The sequence below is a fragment of the Streptomyces sp. NPDC012888 genome (genome assembly GCF_042900645.1).
Classification (GTDB): Bacteria; Actinomycetota; Actinomycetes; order Streptomycetales; family Streptomycetaceae; genus Streptomyces.
In genome coordinates this window covers 195,512-212,126 of sequence record NZ_JBIBBM010000015.1, presented here as the reverse complement: position 1 = coordinate 212,126, position 16,615 = coordinate 195,512, and the positions used below count along the sequence as shown (strand labels likewise).

Here is a 16,615-nt window from a genome sequence, read left to right as displayed (position 1 = left end):
GGGGGGACCCTGTGGGAGAGTAGGACGCCGCCGAACAATCATTGCGGGAAGCCCCGTACCGATCGAGAGATCTGGTACGGGGCTTTTCTGCGTTTCTGGCTAGACTCCGGCCATGACCATTCAGCACGTGATACGTCCCGTACGCGCCGACGAGTGGGAGCAGGTGAAGGAACTCCGGCTCGCCGCGCTCGCTGACCCGGCGGCCCCCATCGCCTTCCTCGACGACCTGGAGTCGGCCCGCGCCCGGCCCGACACGTTCTGGCAGGACCGGGCTGCCGGGGCGGCCTACGGCGGCAGCATCCACCAGTTCGTGGCCGAGGCGCCGGACGGCAGCTGGGACGGGTCCGTGACGGTCCTCGTGGAGCGGGCCGGCGACGACGACATCTTCGGCGGGGCGACGGACTTCGACCAGGGCCACCTGGTCGGCGTGTACGTGCGGCCCGGACAGCGGGGTACCGGCCTGGCCGGCGCCCTGTTCGAAGCCGCGCTGGAGTGGGCCTGGTCGCTGGACGAGCCCCTGCTCCGGCGGGTGCGGCTGTACGTGCACGAGCGGAACGACCGGGCAGCGGCCTTCTACCGCCGCGCCGGCTTCCGGCCCACCGGGCAGGTCGTGCCGATGGAGACGGACCCCTTGGCCAAGGAGCTGGAGTACGCCTTCCCCCGTCCCCGTCCCTGAACGGCCCCGCCGCGGGAAGCGGCTGCCGACTAGCGGCTCGGGAGCGCGGCCTCGGCCTCCGGCCAGCGGGAGCGGGCCTGTTCGCGGCTGCGGCACAGGGCCAGCAGCGGCAGAGCGGTGTCCGCGAGCAGGTCGGGGAGCTGGGGGATCGGGGCGACCGCGGCCACGTCGTCCAGGACCAGCGACAGTGGTGGGTCGAGCCGACCGTGGGATGACCGTGCGGCCATGCGACGGCCGTGCTCGACCACGCTGGAAGCGAGTGCGGTCAGCAGGGGCATCGCACCCGGGTGGGCCCGGGGGTCCTCGAGGGGTTCACCCACCAGATAGAGGCTGCCCCCTTCGTTCAGAAAAGATGCCAGGGCGAGCGAATCCGTTCGATTGCCGTTGCAGGACTCACGGATGTGGATCGAGCCGAGGCTGGACAGCGCCCGGGCGGTCAACTGCTGGGCCAGCTCGCGGCGTTCCGGGTGCGCGGTCAGTGCGCTCTCCAGCTCGCCGGCGGAGCCCGGAGCCGCCTTGGGGTGGGTGCGGAGGATCTGTACGGGTTCCTGGGCTCCCGTGCCCTGGGCCCAGCGGTGCACCTGCTTGAACGGGCGGTCGGCGAGCGCCGAGGCGTGGAGCCAGCTGCGCAGGAGCGTTTCCGCCGTGTCGGCGAGGGCGGCGTCGATGCGGGCCTGGGGGCGTACGGGGGCCAGCAGGGCCACCGCGCGGGCCGCGGCGGCGTCGCGGTCGGCGCAGTCCTCGGCCGGGTTCCAGTGGAGCCGGGCCGGGCTGTCGCAGAGGTGCGAAGGGTCGTAGAGCAGGACCGGGCCGAGCTTGGCCCGGGCGTCCTTGGTCTCCTTCCACAGGGTGGGGGAGGAGGTGACGACGAGGGCCGCGCCCTCGGCCTCGCGGATGCGGCGGGCGGCCGCGTGGTGCCGTTCGGCCGGGCCGGCGTAGGCGAGCCGGGCCGGGGGCGCCGCGGGGGTCGGGGCGTAGCCGAAGCCGTAGCGGTAGGCCTCGTCGGAGGGACGGGGTACGGCCGCGCGGGCCGGTTCGGTGGGCTGGGATCCGTACGCGGCCGCGGGTTCGTAGCCGCTGGGGACCGGCACGGGGGGTTCGTCGCTGGACGGTAGGGGTGCCGTTGCGCGGTCCGGGGTGGCTGGTGCGGCCGGGGTGGCGGGTGCCGGCGCGTGCTGCGGGGCCGGGGCGGTCTCGGCGGCCGGGGCCGGGTCGGGGCGCGCTTCCTGGTGCTGGTCCGGGACCGGGACCGGGTCCGGTGTGAGGGCTGCGTGGCGGGCGCGGGCGCGGCGGGCCTTGGTGCGGGCGACGACGCCGATGCCGAAGACGGTCAGCACGAAGAGCACCAGCAGCTGGCTGATGAACAGCCCCCAGAACAGGCCCCAGCCCGAGAGGGCCGCCGGGGCGGTCTCCGGCCAGGCGGCGGCCATGTCGTGCGGTTGCGCTATCAGTGACCGGACGGCTTCGGGGGTGCGGCCGAAGGTGACGGTGTCCGGCCAGGTGCCGTGGGCGAGCCAGGCCGACAGGCCGGTCGAGGACCAGACGAGGGCCGCGAGGCCCAGCAGGAAGGCGAGCAGCCCCACCAGCAGGGAGTCGGGGACTCCGCGCTGGGCGGGCCGGGGCTGCGGCGTCGCACCGGGCATGTCAGGCCACCGTGGTCCCGGCCCCGCCGTTGCGGTGTCTCTCGATGTACATGGCGCGTTCCTCCGCCTCCAGTTCGGCCGCCAGCATGTCCTCGGGGAGATGTGAGGGCGGCGTCGCGGATTCTGTCATCGCGCGGTCCGTGTAGACCAGGGGTCGTTCCGCTTCTGTGATCAGGTGTTTCACTACCTGGACATTGCCGTTGACGTCCCAGACCGCGATGCCGGGGGTGAGGGTGGGGATGATCTCGACGGCCCAGCGGGGCAGGCCGAGGACGCGGCCGGTGGCCCGGGCCTCGTCCGCCTTCTGGGCGTAGATGGTCCGGGTGGAGGCCATCTTGAGGATGGCCGCGGCTTCCCGGGCCGCGGCGCCGTCGACCACGTCGGAGAGGTGGTGGACGACGGCGACGAAGGACAGGCCGAGGCGGCGGCCGAACTTGAGGAGCCGCTGGAAGAGCTGGGCGACGAACGGGCTGTTGATGATGTGCCAGGCCTCCTCGACCAGGAAGATGCGCTTCTTCCGGTCGGGGCGGATCCAGGTGTGCTCCAGCCACACGCCGACGATCGCCATGAGGATGGGCATGGCGATGGAGTTGCGGTCGATGTGGGAGAGGTCGAAGACGATCAGCGGGGCGTCGAGGTCGATGCCGACGGAGGTCGGGCCGTCGAACATGCCGCGCAGGTCGCCGTCGACGAGCCGGTCGAGGACGAGGGCGACGTCCAGGCCCCAGGCGCGTACGTCGTCTATCCCCACGTTCATCGACTCGGCGGATTCCGCTTCGGGGTGGCGGAGCTGTTCGACGATGTCGGTGAGGACGGGCTGGCGGTCGCGGATGGTGTCGTTGACGTGGGCGTGGGCGACCTTGAGGGCGAAGCCGGCGCGCTCGTCCAGGCCGTGTCCGGTGGCCACCTCGATGATGGTGCGGAGCAGGGCCAGCTGGCCGGTGGTGGTGATGGCCGGGTCGAGGGGGTTGAGCTTGATGCCCCCGTCGAGGGCGGCCACCGGGTCGAGCCGGATGGGCGTTATCCCCAGCTGCTGGGCGATGAGGTTCCACTCGCCGACGCCGTCCTCGCCCTGGGCGTCGAGTACGACGACCTGCCGGTCGCGGAACCGGAGCTGGCGCAGGACGTACGTCTTCTCCAGGGCGGACTTGCCGTTGCCGGACTCGCCGAGGACGAGCCAGTGGGGGGCGGGGAGCTGCTGGCCGTACAGCTGGAAGGGGTCGTAGATGTAGCCCTTGCCGCTGTAGACCTCGCGGCCGATGATGACGCCGGAGTCGCCGAGGCCGGGGGCGGCGGTGGGCAGGTAGACGGCCTGGGCCTGGCCGGTGGAGGTGCGGACGGGCAGGCGTGTGGTCTCCACCTTCCCGAAGAGGAAGCTGGTGAACGCCTCGGTGATGGCGGACAGCGGGTCTCGCATGCGGCACTGCCCTCCAGCTAGCGTCGGATGCCGGTCGCGAACGGCAGGGTGTTGACGAAGGCACGGTGGTGCTCGCGGTCGCACCACTCCAGCTTGAGGTAGGACTTGCCGGCCGAGGCGCGGATCGTCCGCTTGTCGCGGGCGAGGGCTTCGGGCGAACGTGAGGACACCGTGATGTACCCGACCAGGTTGACTCCGGCCGCACCGCTGGCGAGATCTTCACCCCGCTGGTCGAGCCGGCCGTGCGCGGCGATGTCGCGGGGGTCGACGGTGCGGTTCATCTTGGCGGCGCGGGAGGCGTCGGCCTCGTCGTTCGTCTTCTCGGTGAGCATGCGCTCGATGGCGATCTCGGTGGGTTCGAGGTCCATGGTGACGGCGACCGTGCGGATCACGTCCGGGGTGTGGACGAGGAGGGGGGCGAGGAAGTTCACGCCCACCGGGGTCATCGGCCATTCCTTGACCCAGGCGGTGGCGTGGCACCAGGGGGCGCGGGTGGCGGACTCGCGGGTCTTGGCCTGGAGGTAGGTGGGTTCCACCGCGTCGAGTTCGGCGGGCCAGGCGTTGCGCTTGGTCATGGCCTGGATGTGGTCGATGGGGTGGTCGGGGTCGTACATGGAGTGGACGAGGGAGGCGAGCCGGCCCTGGCCGAGGGGCTGGCGGACGCGGATGTCGGCCTCGGCGAGGCGGGCGCAGATGTCGGTGAGCTCGCGGGCCATGACGACGGCGAGGCCGGCGTCCTTGTCGAGCTTGCGGCCGCGCTGGGCGCTGGTGGCTCGGGCGATGGTGTGGGCCTCGGCGGCGAGCTCGCGGGTGTAGTGCATGCAGGCGACCAGGTAGGCGCGGTGCTGCTCGGAGGAGGTGGACACCATGGACTGGAGCTGGTCGTAGGAGTCGCGGAGCCAGCCGGGGGCGGTGGGGTCGCCGCGCTGGGCGACGTCCTTGGCGTGGGCGTCGGGGTCGGCGGGCAGGGTGCGGGCGAGCATCTGGAGGCGGGTGACGAAGCCGTCGCCGTTGGCGACGTGCTTGAGGAGGGTGCCGAAGCGGTCGACGAGGGCTTCCTGGTCCTCGCTGTCGCGCAGGCCGACGCCGGGTCCTTCGATCTCGATGGCCGCGGTGACGGTCCGGCGGTCGGCGTGCAGGAGGACGGCGATCTCGTCGGGGCCGAAGGGGGCGGCGAGCCAGTTGATCCGGCCGATGCCGGGGGGCGGGCCGATCTCGACCTCGCGGCCGTCGGCGGCGCGGGTGCCGGCTTCCATGGCGGCCGAGCGGTAGGTGGTGCCGCGGCGCAGGGTGCGCTTGAAGGAGCGGTTGATCTCGAACCACTTGTAGAAGGTGCGGCCGCGGTAGGGGACGTAGACGGCGGCCAGGGCGAGCACCGGGAAGCCGACGAGGGTGACGATGCGCAGGGTGAGGGAGGGGACGAGCAGTCCGCTCATCATGCCGAGGAAGCCGCCGGCGATGATGAGGGCGATCTCGCCCGTCTCGCGGTTCTTGCCGACGATCGCGTTCGGCCGGGCCCGGCCGATGAGGTACGTGCGGCGGGGCGCGACCGGGTGGATCTGGTGGGACTGGGTCGTCAACGCCCGTCACCTCCTGTGTTCCTGGTGCTCGTGCTCTGGCGGGGCGGGGGTGCGGCGGAGGGGACAGTTCCGCCGCCGGCTCCGCCGCCGGAGGAGCGGCTGCTGTGGGCGGCCACGCCTCCGGAGATCTGGTTGGCGGGGACGGGGCTGCCGCCGCCGTCGGCGCGGTGGGCGCCGCCGCCGCTGCGGCTGCTGTGGGTCTTGATGCCCTGGGAGACGAGGGAGGCCGGGGAGCTGATGACGGCCGCGGCCTGGGCGCCGTCGGTGGCCTGTTTGCGGCCCGCGCGGGCGGAGGCGATCTCGTCGCCGAAGCCGGGTACGAAGCGGTAGATCATCGCGGAGGCGAAGATGGCCAGCAGGATGATGGCGAGGCCGGAGACGACGGCGGAGAAGGCGTCGGGGCCTTCCTTGCCGGCGAGGGCGCCGGCGAGGCCGAGCACGATGACGATGACCGGCTTGACGAGGATGACGGCGAGCATGATGCCGGCCCAGCGGCGGACGTGGCCCCAGAGGTTGCGGTCGACGAGCCCGGCGTAGACGACGACGCCGAGGAGGGCGCCGACGTAGAGCAGGGCGGCGCGGATGACCAGTTCCAGGGCGAGGATGCCGGCGGCGAGGATGGTGACGAGGGAGACGACGATCAGCATGATCGGCCCGCCGCCGATGCCGTCGCCCTTCTTCAGGGCCTCGACGAACGAGCCGAAGAAGACGTCGCTCTGGTTGCCGGTGGCGGAGGCGATGGTCTCGGAGATGCCGTCGGTGGCGCTGACGACGACGTGCAGGACCAGGGGGGTGAAGGCGGAGGCGAGGACGGTCAGCCAGAGGAAGCCGACGGCCTCGGACATGGCGGTGGCGAAGGGGACGCCGCGGATGGCGCGCTTGGCGACGGCGAGGAGCCAGATGAGGAGGGTGAGGACGGTGGAGGCGGCGAAGACGATGGCGTAGTGCTTGAGGAAGCCCGCGTCGGTGAAGTCGACGTCCGAGGTGCCCTTCACGATCTTGCTGAGCTCGGTGACGATCCAGACGGCGGCGTCGGCGCAGCCCTTGGCGAGGGCGGCGAGGGGGTTCAGCGCGTCGGCGGGGTCGGCGGGTCCGCCGATGCCGGGCTGGGTGGTGCCGCCGCCTACGCGTTCGCCGCGTTCGCAGTACTCCTTGGCGGGGCCGCGGATCAGGTCACAGGGGTTGTTGCTCGGCTGCGGCGTTGGTGTGGGGGTGGGGCTGGGGGCTGCCCACGCCCGGGTGGCCAGGAGGATGACGGCGGCCTGCACCGTTGCCAGGATGGCGGTGACGGAGACGGCGCGACGGTCAGCGCGCATAGGTGAACCCCCCGAACTGGGAGACGGCTGCGGCCATGTCCTCAGCCGAGGCGGCCGCCTGGTCGCGCCCCACCGGGGCCGGGCCGTCCTTCTGCGTGAAGGAGGCGATGCGCCAGTCCCCGTTGATCCACCGGAGCTCGAGCGTGTTGGTGTACCAGCTCTCCGAGACCGGGTTCCGGGAACCCTCACCAGCCAGACCGAACAGCGCGGAGTGCCACACGGACACGGAGGCCGTGTCGCCGTTGTAGCGCTCGGTCTTCGTGCCGACGGGGTTGGTCCGCGAGACGAAGGTCAGCCCCTTCGGCGCCTTGCCGTTGGCGTCCAGGCCGATCCTGGCCAGGAACTCCGGATCCCTGTACTGCTGGTCGAGTGCAGCCTGGTTGGCCGCGGCAACGTCGGGCAGGTAGACGGCCTGCACGATGGCCTGGCGGCGCGTCGTGTCGAACATGGCGTCGGAGCCGAGGGCGGCGACGTAGTTGGCGGCCGCGGACTGGGCGCCCTGTTCCGTCTGGGCGAAGCCCGACGGGATGCCGCCGTTCTTGCCGTCCACCGGGCGGACGCCCGTCGGTGCGGTCGGGGACGCCGTCGGAACGTCCTGGTCGGAGCCTTCCGACGGATCGTCACCGCTCTGGTTGGCGAAGGCGATCGCGGCGATCAGCAGGACCACCACGCCCACGACCGTCACCAGCCCGCGCGAGGACCGGGCCGGGCGGCGGGCGCCCCCGTAGGGGTCGCCCGCGGGCTCGGGCAGGCGGGTGCGGGTCTGCCGCGTGCCGCCCAGCGTGCTGTACGGGTCGTGCCGCTCGTCGTCCGTCATTCCTTGTCCGCCCCCTCCGCGTCGTACGACGGTAGCGTGTGGTGAGTCGTCATCAGGAAGCGCAACCTCAGCGGGCGGAGCGGACGGCGGAGGGCTAGACGGCCATTCCGTAGACGATGGTGAAGAGGGTGCCGAGGGACCCGATGATGAAGACGCCGGTGAGGCCGGCGACGATCAGGCCCTTGCCCTGTTCCGCGCTGAAGGTGTCGCGCAGGGCGGTCGCGCCGATGCGCTGCTTGGCCGCGCCCCAGATGGCGATACCGAGGCAGAGGAGGATGGCGACGGCCATGACCACCTCGATCATGACCTTCGCTTCGTTGCCGAGACTGCCGAACGGCCCCCAGTTCGGGGCGATTCCGCCGATGATGGTGGTGATGTCGCCCTTTTCGGCTGCCAGGATCATGTAACTCACCGCCCCTGTATGGGTAGTTCCGTCACCCCGTGCCCGTTGGCAGGGGGTCAGGCACTATCTTCCCTGATGAAACCGTCGGCGTATGTCGACTTGGCGGCTTCCTTTACCTGTTCTCGCCGCCTGGACGCACTTCGTCACCGTCCGTCACTTTGTGTATCACGGGGGGTGACGCCGGGCAATGACGGTGGGACCGGCGCACGCTCGGCCGGGGGGCCGCCGTTCGGCCCAGCGGGACGGCGTGTCGTTGCACCAACCCGCTGACACTTGTCCGACATTCCGTCAGTCATTCCATCTGCGCGCCGGTGCGCGGGGGATGCTCCACCGCGTTCGGTTCGTCGTACGACGCAAGGAGCAAACGGGATGGGTTTTGCATCGAAGGGTCGGCGTGCCCGGTTCGCCGGTGGGGTGGCGCTGCCGCTGGTCTTCGCGCTCGCCGGGTTCACGGCGCCGGCCGCGGCCTCGGACCACGAGCCGGTGGACACCCGGTGTGACACGAAGGCGGTCAAGCCGGTGAACGGTGCGCCGAAGACCGTGCAGCCGGCGAAGCCGGGGAAGCCGGTGAAGCCGGTCAAGGCCGCCGGGCCGGCCGCCAAGGTGGCGCAGCCCGCTCCGCCGAAGAAGTGCCGTGAGGCGTCCCCCGCCGTGGTGTGCAGGGACATCGACTCGACGTTGCTCGCGGTCGTCGAGTACTCGGCGGTGCTGAGCGGCCGCAACATCTACGTCGGGCGGCGTCTGACGCCCGCCACTCCCTACGAGTGGCGGCTGCTGTCGGGTGTGCAGAACCCGGGCTTCCCCCGCAAGCACGCCTGTGGCGTCTCCATCGTCGCCACGGCCGACACGCTGTACGTGAAGGTGCTGACGAAGAAGGGCGACGTCTACGAGAACCGGTGCGTCACCGCGACGCTGATCTGCCCGACCGGCTGGACGGCGCTGGTCCGGCCCGCCTGAGCGGGCCCCGCCGGAGCCGCGTCTGAGCCCCGCGGGTGCCGTGCCCGTGCCCGCCCGTCCGGTGCGCGGGCTGGTGCACGGCACCCCGGCCGGGTGTGCGAGGGGCGCACGTCAGTTCGGTGCGCGCCCGTTCCGCCTCCGCCGTGCCGGCCTACGCCGTCCAGTGCGCGGGGCGGGTGAGGCCGGGCGGGATGCGGGTGGCGGCGGAGCCGCGGGCGGCGTTGAGCTGGGCCTGGGTGCAGAAGATGCTGCCGGTGAGGTCGGCTCCGCTGAGGTCGGCGTCGCGGAAGTCGGCGCCGATCAGGTCGGCGGTGCGCAGGTCGGCCCGGGTGAGGTCGGCGGCGATCAGGTAGGCGCCGCGCAGGTTGGCCCCGCGCAGGTCGGCTCCGGCGAGGCGGGCGCCCATCAGGTCGGCTCCGCGGTGGTTCTTCTTCCGGCCGGGGACCTTGGCGCGGACGAGTTCGCTGGTCCTGAGCAGCAGGGTGTTGATCTGGGCCCGCAGGGCGGGTACGTCGGCGGCGGCGAGGGTGGCGGCGTCGGCCCGGGTGAGTTCCTCGGTCTCGGCGAGGGCGCGGCGGAGCTGGGCGTGGACGGGCCGGGCGGCCGGGTGGGCGAGGGCCTGGTCGACGTAGAAGAGCAGCTCGTGCAGCTGGCGCATGACCGGGAATGCCTCGAACATGGCGCGGGCGGTCCCGGGGTGGGTGCGCCAGTCGCGGCCGCCGAAGGTGACCTGGGAGATCTGCTGGCCGGCGCCGAAGCAGTCGAAGACGGTGCAGCCGGAGAAGCCGCGGTCGCGGAGCCCGGCGTGGATGCCGCAGCGGAAGTCCTGCCGGAGGTTGGAGCAGGGGGTTCCGGCGGACTTGTCCACGGCGAAGTCGGCGGACTTGGCGAAGGGCAGGGCGACGCAGCAGAGCGCGAAACAGTTCTCGCAGTCGGCGTGGAGGAGGGGCAGCGCGGGCCGGGCGGTGGAGCTCACGCCTCCCATTGTCACCGGTCGGGCGCGGTGGCCCGGATCCGGAGGGCGGGGACGGGCGGCGGGGCTTGATCGGGCGGGCCGCTCGGGTGAGCATCGCGTTCATGACAGAAGTGATCGCAGTCGCAGTCATCACCGTGCTCGCCGTGATCAGTCCGGGTGCGGACTTCGCGATGGTGGTGCGCAACAGCTACCTGTACGGGAGGCGGACCGGTCTGCTGGCGGCGGCCGGGGTGGCGGCGGGGGTGCTGGTGCACGTCTCGTACACCATGCTCGGGGTGGGGCTGCTGATCGCCTCCTCCACGGCCCTGTTCACCGCGATCAAGCTGGCGGGCGCGGCCTATCTCGTCTACGTCGGCGTCCGGACCTTCCGGGCCCGGGCCGAGGTGACCGTCGACCTGGAGGCGGCGCCGGGGCTGACCCCGCTTGGCGCGCTGCGTTCGGGGTTCCTGACGAACGTGCTGAACCCGAAGACCACGCTGTTCGTCGTGGCCACGTTCACGCAGGTGGTCGAGCCCGGCACGCCGGTGTGGCAGCAGGCTGGGTACGGGCTGTTCATGTCGGCGGCGCACCTGGGGTGGTTCGGCGCGGTCGCGCTGTTCTTCTCGAACGCGCGGCTGCGGGAGCGGATGCTGCGGGCGCAGAAGGCGCTGAACCGGGCGATCGGGTCGGTGCTGGTGGGGCTGGGGGTGGGCCTGGGCTTCGCGCGCTGACGCCCTTCCGCCCCGGGTTACCTGTGGGTAGCGTTCCGGGTATGGGTGCAGCCGCAGCGGGTGAAGCGTTCTACGAGCGGATCGACGGGGCCGGGCGGTTCGCCGCCACCGAGTACACCCGGGGGCCCTGGGACCCGGGCGTGCAGCACGCGGGCCCGCCCGCCGCCCTGCTCGGGCGGGCGGTCGAGGAGCGGCCGGGTGCCCGTACGGACATGCGGATCGCGCGCGTCACGTACGAGGTGCTGCGCCCGGTGCCGATCGGCGGGCTGACCGTCGCCACGTCGGTGCTCCGGGCGGGGCGCAGCACCGAGGTGGTCGAGGCGTCGCTGGTGCCCGAGGGGGCGGACGCGCCGGTGATGCTGGCGCGGGTGCTGCGTGTGCGGGTCGCGGAGGGGGCGGTTCCGGCTGTGTTGCCCGGGCCGGTGCTGCCGGCGCCGGGGGAGGTGGCGCAGACCCCGTTCTTCCCGGTGCCGTGGGACGTCGGCTACCACACGGCGGTGGAGACCCGGTTCGCCGAGGGGGCGTTCCTCCAGCCCGGCCCGGGCGCGTGCTGGATGCGGATGAGGGTGCCGCTGATCGCCGGGGAGGAGCCGGGGGCGGCGGACCGGGTGCTGGTGGCGGCGGACTCCGGCAACGGGGTCAGCGCGGTGCTGGACATCCGCCGGTACGTCTTCGTCAACAGCGACCTGACGGTCCATCTGCACCGTTACCCGGTGGGCGAGTGGGTGTGCGTGCAGGCGCGGACGAGCGTGGACCCCGGCGGCATCGGCCTGGCGGACTCCCTCCTGCACGACGAGAAGGGCCCGATCGGCCGCGGCGCGCAGAGCCTGTACGTGGCCCCGCGCTGACGGGCGTGCCGCTAGCCCAACCCCCTTGCCGATGTGGGAAGTCGGTGTGGCAGGCTCGGCGGGATGGAGGCACTGAAGGACACCGACCCCGCGCAGATCGGCGCGCACGCGCTGCTGGCCCGGCTGGGGGCCGGCGGTATGGGGCAGGTGTACCTCGCGCGGTCGCCGGGCGGGCGGCTGGTCGCGGTGAAGGTGATCCGCGACGAGATCACCGGCCACCCGGAGGCGCTGGCCCGGTTCCGCCGGGAGGCGGAGACGGTGCGGGCGGTGCGGTCGGCGTACACGGCGAACCTGATCGACGCGTCGCTGGCGGCCCCGCCGTACTGGCTGGCCACGGAGTACGTGGCCGGCCCGACGCTCGCCCACGCGGTGTCCCGCCACGGCGCCCTGCCGGCCGACACCTGCCGCCGGCTGTTCGCGGCGCTGGCGGAGGGGCTGGCCAGCGTCCACGCGTACGGGGTGACGCACCGGGACCTGAAGCCGCAGAACGTGATCCTGGGGGCGCAGGGGCCGCAGCTGATCGACTTCGGCATAGCCAAGGGCGTCGGGGCGACCATGCTGACCCACGAGGGTCAGGCTCCCGGGACGCCCGGGTACACCGCACCGGAGGTGCTCGTCCGGGGCGAGAGCGGCGGGGACCCTGCCGACGTCTTCGCCCTCGGAGCGACGATGGCGTACGCCGCCACCGGTCGCCCGCCGTTCGGGGTGGGCGATGCGGCGACCGTGAGTTACCGCGCGGTGCACGAGGCGATCGACGTGACCGGCGTCGAACCGGAGCTCGCCGAACTGATCCGGGCCTGCGTGGAGAAGGATCCGGGAGCGCGTCCCGACCCGGCGGAGATCATCCGTCGCTGTGCGGTGCGGGTCCCGTTGGTGGACGATCCCGTCTACCAGGGGCTGGGGTCGCTGGCGGCACCCGTTCCCGTACACGAGATGCGGACCCAAGGACCCGGGTACGGGTACACCCCGACCCACGCGGGGTCGCCGACGTCCGCCCCGGACCGCCGCCGGCGCACCGGGCGGTGGGTGGCCGCGGGTACGGTCGCGGCGGTGCTCGGCGGGGTGGCCGTGTGGCAGCTGCCCCTCGACGGGGGCGAGGGCGGCTCGGGTGCCGACGCGGCAGGAGGAAGGAGCCCGGCCGCGCAGACGCCCGGCGTCGGCGGCACTCCGCAGGGATCGGCCGGGCCCACCGCGTCGCCGGCGGGACCTCCCACCTACATCCGCGCCAAGGGCAAGGACGTGCACCACTGGAACGCGGTCAGGGGCAGGTGCGACTCGTTCGTCGAGGGGGACGTCGTCCCGCAGTTCCAGACGGCGATCACCACCCCGGAGACCGACCACCTGAAGGTGTTGTCGAAGGGTTCGGCGAAGGTCGAGTTCCGACTCAAGTACGAGACGCCGAACAACGAGCCCTACTACGTGGCCGTCGCCGTGAAGCCGCCTTACGAGACCGACGACCAGGGGCGGCTGGGCACCGAGCTCAACAACGAGCAGCTGGGCTTCGTGGCCAAGGCGCAGAACCTGTTCGCCGGGGACGAGAAGGAGTGGAAGGCGCTGACCTACCCGGACGACTTCTCCATGCGCACCAGCAGCGGCAAGGTGATCCCCGCTCCGCCGCTCGACTCGATGCGCGGGGAGTGGACGGTGGTGTTCCACCACGCGAAGTCGGACACGGAGTACAAGAGCATCCTGTGCGACGGGTTTGCGACCTGACGGCGACACGGGTCCCGGACGTACTGTGAAGGGACGGGCGATGGGGGAGGGTTGACGGGTGCGCAAGGTCTGGGTGGCCGGCGGGATCGGCGTGGGGCTGTGCCTGGGCTTCATCGCCCTGCTCGTCGTCGGCACGTACTCGGCGGCGGCCGGCATCGCGGGCGGGGCCGGTGGCCGGCTGGTCGGTCTCGCGCCCGGAGCGGTGCCGTCGAAGTACCAGGCGCTGGTGCAGAAGTGGGGCAACCTCTGCCCTGCCGTGACCCCGGCGCTGCTCGCCGCCCAGCTGTACTCGGAGAGCGGGTGGGACCCGGACATCGTCAGTCCGGCCGACGCCCGCGGCATCGCCCAGTTCATCCCGGGTACCTGGGCCACCCACGGGATCGACGGGGACGGCGACGGGGACCGGGACATCTGGGATCCCAACGACGCGATCCCGTCGGCCGCCTCGTACGACTGCGAACTCGCCAGGTACGTCGGCAAGGTCCCCGGTGACCCGACGGCGAACATGCTGGCCGCGTACAACGCGGGGGCCGGCGCGGTGAAGAAGTACGGCGGTGTGCCGCCGTATCCGGAGACCCAGGGCTACGTCAAGAAGATCATCACGCTGGCCAGGAGCTTCGAGCGGCCCGTCGGGCGGGTGGCGCCCTCTCAGCAGGCGGCCGGGGCGATCTACTTCGCGCAGAAGCAGCTCGGGAAGCCCTACCTGTGGGGCGGGGAGGGCGGGGTCGAGGACGGTGGGCGGTTCGACTGTTCCGGGTTGACGCAGGCCGCCTACGAGACGGTGGGGATCAGGCTGCCGCGGGTGGCGAACGACCAGTACAACGCCGGGTCGCATCCTTCGCGGGACGAACTGCTCCCCGGCGACCTGGTGTTCTTCTCCGACGATCCGACGAACTCCCGGGCGATCCGGCACGTCGGCCTCTACGTCGGCGGCGGGTACATGATCAACGCCCCGTACACCGGCGCGGTGATCCGGTTCGACAAGATCGACACCCCCGACTACTTCGGTGCCACCCGGGTCACCAGGGACGGGGCGGAGGCCCTGCCGGTCCGTCAGAAGCCGGCGCCCACGACCCCCAACACCGGTGCCGGCAACGCTCCGTGATGCAAAGGCCTTGAGCTGCGACGATGAGTCACTCTTCGATAACGTTGGGGTGATCATTCGGTGGAGAGTGGAACGTACGCGCCAGAACGGGCGTTCCATGGGCACGGGGGATGATCACCGGGGGGGTCTAAGGGGCGCACAGCGGCGTGCGCCACAGGGGACCGAGCAAGGCAAGGGGTCGCAACACCATGGCTGGACTCGCGACCGGTGGGCCGAACATGGACGTCAGCCTGCTGTACGGGATCAACGGGTTGGCCCAGCGCGCCCCGGACTGGCTCGACCGCGCCGTCGCCGCCGCCGGTGAGTACGGGCTGCTCACGGCGCTCGTCCTGCTCGTGCTGTGGTGCTGGCGCGGCGTCAGGAAGCGGCCCGCGCCCGCCGCCGCAGAAGGCTTCGCCGCCCTGGTGTGGGCTCCGCTCGCCGCCGCGATCGCGTTGCTGCTCAACGTCCCGCTGCGCGAGTTCGTCGCCCGGCCCCGCCCCTTCCGTCAGCATGGCGGACTGGAGGTGCTCGCCTCGGGCAGGCACGACTTCTCCTTCGTCAGCGACCACGCCGCCCTCGCCATGGCCCTGGGCGTCGGCCTGTTCATGGCCAACCGCAAGCTCGGCTTCGCCGGGATCGGCCTGGCCCTGGCCGTGGGCCTGTGCAAGGTCTACACCGGCGAGCACTACCCGACCGACGTGGTCGGCGGACTCGCGCTCGGCACCGCCGTGGTGCTGCTCCTCGCCCCGCTCGCCATGGCCCTGCTGACCCCGCCGGCGCGGGCACTCGCCGCCTCGCGCCGCGTCGGGTGGCTCGTACGGGCCAGGGGGTGCGCCCCCGCGCAGCCCGTGGACCTGCCCCGGGCCGCCGCGGCGCGCGAGAGCGACCTGGCCGCCTGAGGCGGCACGGCGCGGCCCGGGTCAGGGGGTGCCGTCGCCGGGGCCCTCGTCGTCGTCGCGGTCCCGGCGGTAGCGGGCGCGCAGCCACAGCCCGGTGGCGGCCGCCGCCGCGGTGGTCGTGCCGATGGCCAGGGCCACGTCGCCCGGGCCGTCAGCCGTGCCGACGGGTCCGGCCCGGGCCACCGCGGCCGGGACCGCGGCGAACAGCAGGGTCCAGGCGAGCACCGCACCGCGGCGCCCCAGTCGTGGCGGCATGTGTACAGCGCAGCGCCCCGGGCGCGGCGGGGCCACCCGGGTGGGCCGGACGGGTGAAGGTCAGGCGGCGGGGTGGCGGGAGGCGTCGTCGCGGGCCTTGTCGCGGGAGCGGCGGGCCGGGCCGCGCCAGCCGCAGCTGCACTGCGCGACGGCGAACGACCCGCGTTCGGCGGTTTCGGTGACGTGGAGGCCGGGCTGGGCCGGTACGGCCCCAAGCGGAAGAGCGGGCTGCAATCGGGTGTGCGATTCCACGTTCCCCACGGTACCGGGTCGGCCGTGTTCCCGATGAGGTGCATCTCGTTCGGCGGACCGTGACGGGCACCCAGGGGTGTCGTTAAGCGGAACGGGTGGGGCCTCGGACAAGCGGCGTTCATGCGTTGGGGGTTGGCAGGCGATGGTGGTGCACCAGCAGAGGCGCGGTGGCCGGGACCGGGGGCCCGTCGTCGCGGTCCCCCTCACGGCGGCCGCGACGGTACTGGCCGTGACGGCGATCGCCGGCTGCGGCGAGAGCGAACCGTCGGCGGCCGACGGGACGGCGGCCGTGCGGGCGGCGGCGGACGTGCTCGCCCGGTCGGGCAGCGCCCGCGCCCGTACGGCGATGGAGATGGCCACCGGCGGCACCCGGGTCACCATCCGCGGCGAGGGCGGGGTCGACTTCCGCAACCGGATGGGGCAGCTGCTGGTGATGCTGCCGGCCGACGTCACCGGCAAGCCCGGGCACCGCCCGATCACGGAGCTGCTGACGCCCGGCGCGCTGTACATGAAGAACCGGGGCGCCGGGGTCCCGGAGGACAAGTGGGTACGGGTCGACACCACCACCCTCGCGGACGGCAACCTGGTCACCGGCGGGGCCACCGACCCGCTGGCCGCCGCCGAGCTGCTGCGGGCGGCGGACGGGGTGACGTACGTCGGGGAGACCGAGCTGTCCGGGACGAAGGTCCGGCACTACCGGGGCACCACCGACATCGCACGGGCCGCGCGGAGCGCCCCCGCGCACCTGCGTGGAGCGCTGGAGGCCGCGGCGAAAGGGTTCAGCAAGGACACGGTCCCCTTCGACGCCTACCTGGACGAGGACGGTCGGCTCCGGAAGGTCCGGCACCGGTTCAGCTACGTCAACGACGGGCCGATCGACGTCTCCTCGACCACCCTGCTGTACGGGTTCGGGACTCCGGTGACCGTGGTGCTGCCGGACGGCGCCGACATCTACGCCGGCAAGATCGCCGAGTAGCGGAGCGGGTGCGCCGGGTGACCGGCCGACCGGTTGCCCGGTGGGCCGGGCGGGCGGGTTCTGGCCAGGGTGGTATCCGGAAATGGTCCA

Annotated in this window: 17 protein-coding genes; 8 read left to right on the top strand and 9 right to left on the bottom strand. The window is 72.6% G+C overall.

The genetic code is table 11. The annotated features are described in order from the left end of the window. Positions 1-118: 118 nt before the first annotated feature. Positions 119-676: a GNAT family N-acetyltransferase gene (locus tag ACFY61_RS25180; RefSeq protein ID WP_389475336.1), complete on the top strand. Its 558-nt coding sequence runs from the start codon at positions 119-121 to the stop codon at positions 674-676. 29 nt (positions 677-705) lie between these two features. Here ACFY61_RS25180 and ACFY61_RS25175 read toward each other — a convergent pair whose 3' ends face one another. The 6 genes from ACFY61_RS25175 to ACFY61_RS25150 all read right to left on the bottom strand — a co-directional run bounded on the left by ACFY61_RS25175 (position 706) and on the right by ACFY61_RS25150 (position 7,852). After that, positions 706-2,319 (bottom strand): type VI secretion protein, encoded by a 1,614-nt coding sequence (locus ACFY61_RS25175; protein ID WP_389475308.1) that lies wholly within the window; start codon positions 2,317-2,319, stop codon positions 706-708. Between the two features lies 1 nt (position 2,320). Next, the gene (locus tag ACFY61_RS25170) at positions 2,321-3,736 is read right to left on the bottom strand and encodes an ATP-binding protein (protein ID WP_389475306.1); all 1,416 of its coding nucleotides are present in this window, start codon (positions 3,734-3,736) and stop codon (positions 2,321-2,323) included. Between the two features lie 17 nt (positions 3,737-3,753). After that, the gene (locus ACFY61_RS25165; protein WP_389475304.1) at positions 3,754-5,316 is read right to left on the bottom strand and encodes an SCO6880 family protein; all 1,563 of its coding nucleotides are present in this window, start codon (positions 5,314-5,316) and stop codon (positions 3,754-3,756) included. Then, complete coding sequence (locus ACFY61_RS25160; RefSeq protein WP_389475302.1) at positions 5,313-6,632, bottom strand: hypothetical protein; 1,320 nt, start codon at positions 6,630-6,632, stop codon at positions 5,313-5,315. Before ACFY61_RS25160 ends, ACFY61_RS25165 begins: the two co-directional genes overlap by 4 nt. Next, complete coding sequence (locus tag ACFY61_RS25155; RefSeq protein ID WP_389475300.1) at positions 6,622-7,449, bottom strand: hypothetical protein; 828 nt, start codon at positions 7,447-7,449, stop codon at positions 6,622-6,624. The genes ACFY61_RS25160 and ACFY61_RS25155 overlap by 11 nt, the downstream gene beginning before the upstream one ends. A 94-nt stretch (positions 7,450-7,543) precedes the next feature. Next, on the bottom strand, positions 7,544-7,852 hold the full coding sequence (locus ACFY61_RS25150; protein WP_008742356.1) for a hypothetical protein: 309 nt from the start codon (positions 7,850-7,852) through the stop codon (positions 7,544-7,546). Positions 7,853-8,221: 369 nt separating this feature from the next. On the opposite strand from ACFY61_RS25150, the gene ACFY61_RS25145 reads away from it, so the two are divergent. Next, on the top strand, positions 8,222-8,809 hold the full coding sequence (locus ACFY61_RS25145; protein WP_389475298.1) for a hypothetical protein: 588 nt from the start codon (positions 8,222-8,224) through the stop codon (positions 8,807-8,809). 151 nt (positions 8,810-8,960) lie between these two features. On the opposite strand, the gene ACFY61_RS25140 is transcribed toward ACFY61_RS25145, so the two are convergent. Further along, complete coding sequence (locus ACFY61_RS25140; protein WP_389475296.1) at positions 8,961-9,794, bottom strand: pentapeptide repeat-containing protein; 834 nt, start codon at positions 9,792-9,794, stop codon at positions 8,961-8,963. 92 nt (positions 9,795-9,886) lie between these two features. Here ACFY61_RS25140 and ACFY61_RS25135 point away from each other — a divergent pair, with 92 nt between their 5' ends. The 5 genes from ACFY61_RS25135 to ACFY61_RS25115 all read left to right on the top strand — a co-directional run bounded on the left by ACFY61_RS25135 (position 9,887) and on the right by ACFY61_RS25115 (position 15,042). Beyond that, complete coding sequence (locus ACFY61_RS25135; protein ID WP_389475294.1) at positions 9,887-10,495, top strand: LysE family translocator; 609 nt, start codon at positions 9,887-9,889, stop codon at positions 10,493-10,495. Positions 10,496-10,536: 41 nt separating this feature from the next. After that, a complete protein-coding gene (locus ACFY61_RS25130) occupies positions 10,537-11,343 on the top strand; it encodes a thioesterase family protein (RefSeq protein ID WP_389475292.1) in 807 nt (268 codons plus the stop codon). A gap of 63 nt (positions 11,344-11,406) precedes the next feature. After that, positions 11,407-13,056 (top strand): serine/threonine-protein kinase, encoded by a 1,650-nt coding sequence (locus ACFY61_RS25125; protein ID WP_389475290.1) that lies wholly within the window; start codon positions 11,407-11,409, stop codon positions 13,054-13,056. Positions 13,057-13,129: 73 nt separating this feature from the next. Further along, positions 13,130-14,161, top strand: a complete 1,032-nt coding sequence (locus ACFY61_RS25120; protein ID WP_389475334.1) for an NlpC/P60 family protein — start codon at positions 13,130-13,132, stop codon at positions 14,159-14,161. Positions 14,162-14,349: 188 nt separating this feature from the next. Next, the gene (locus ACFY61_RS25115) at positions 14,350-15,042 is read left to right on the top strand and encodes a phosphatase PAP2 family protein (protein ID WP_389475288.1); all 693 of its coding nucleotides are present in this window, start codon (positions 14,350-14,352) and stop codon (positions 15,040-15,042) included. Between the two features lie 21 nt (positions 15,043-15,063). On the opposite strand, the gene ACFY61_RS25110 is transcribed toward ACFY61_RS25115, so the two are convergent. Continuing rightward, positions 15,064-15,297, bottom strand: coding sequence for a hypothetical protein (locus tag ACFY61_RS25110; RefSeq protein ID WP_389475286.1), 234 nt, complete (start codon positions 15,295-15,297; stop codon positions 15,064-15,066). 60 nt (positions 15,298-15,357) lie between these two features. Beyond that, positions 15,358-15,549, bottom strand: a complete 192-nt coding sequence (locus ACFY61_RS25105; protein WP_389475284.1) for a hypothetical protein — start codon at positions 15,547-15,549, stop codon at positions 15,358-15,360. A gap of 142 nt (positions 15,550-15,691) precedes the next feature. Here ACFY61_RS25105 and ACFY61_RS25100 point away from each other — a divergent pair, with 142 nt between their 5' ends. After that, positions 15,692-16,525, top strand: a complete 834-nt coding sequence (locus ACFY61_RS25100; RefSeq protein ID WP_389475282.1) for a hypothetical protein — start codon at positions 15,692-15,694, stop codon at positions 16,523-16,525. Positions 16,526-16,615 lie beyond the last annotated feature (90 nt).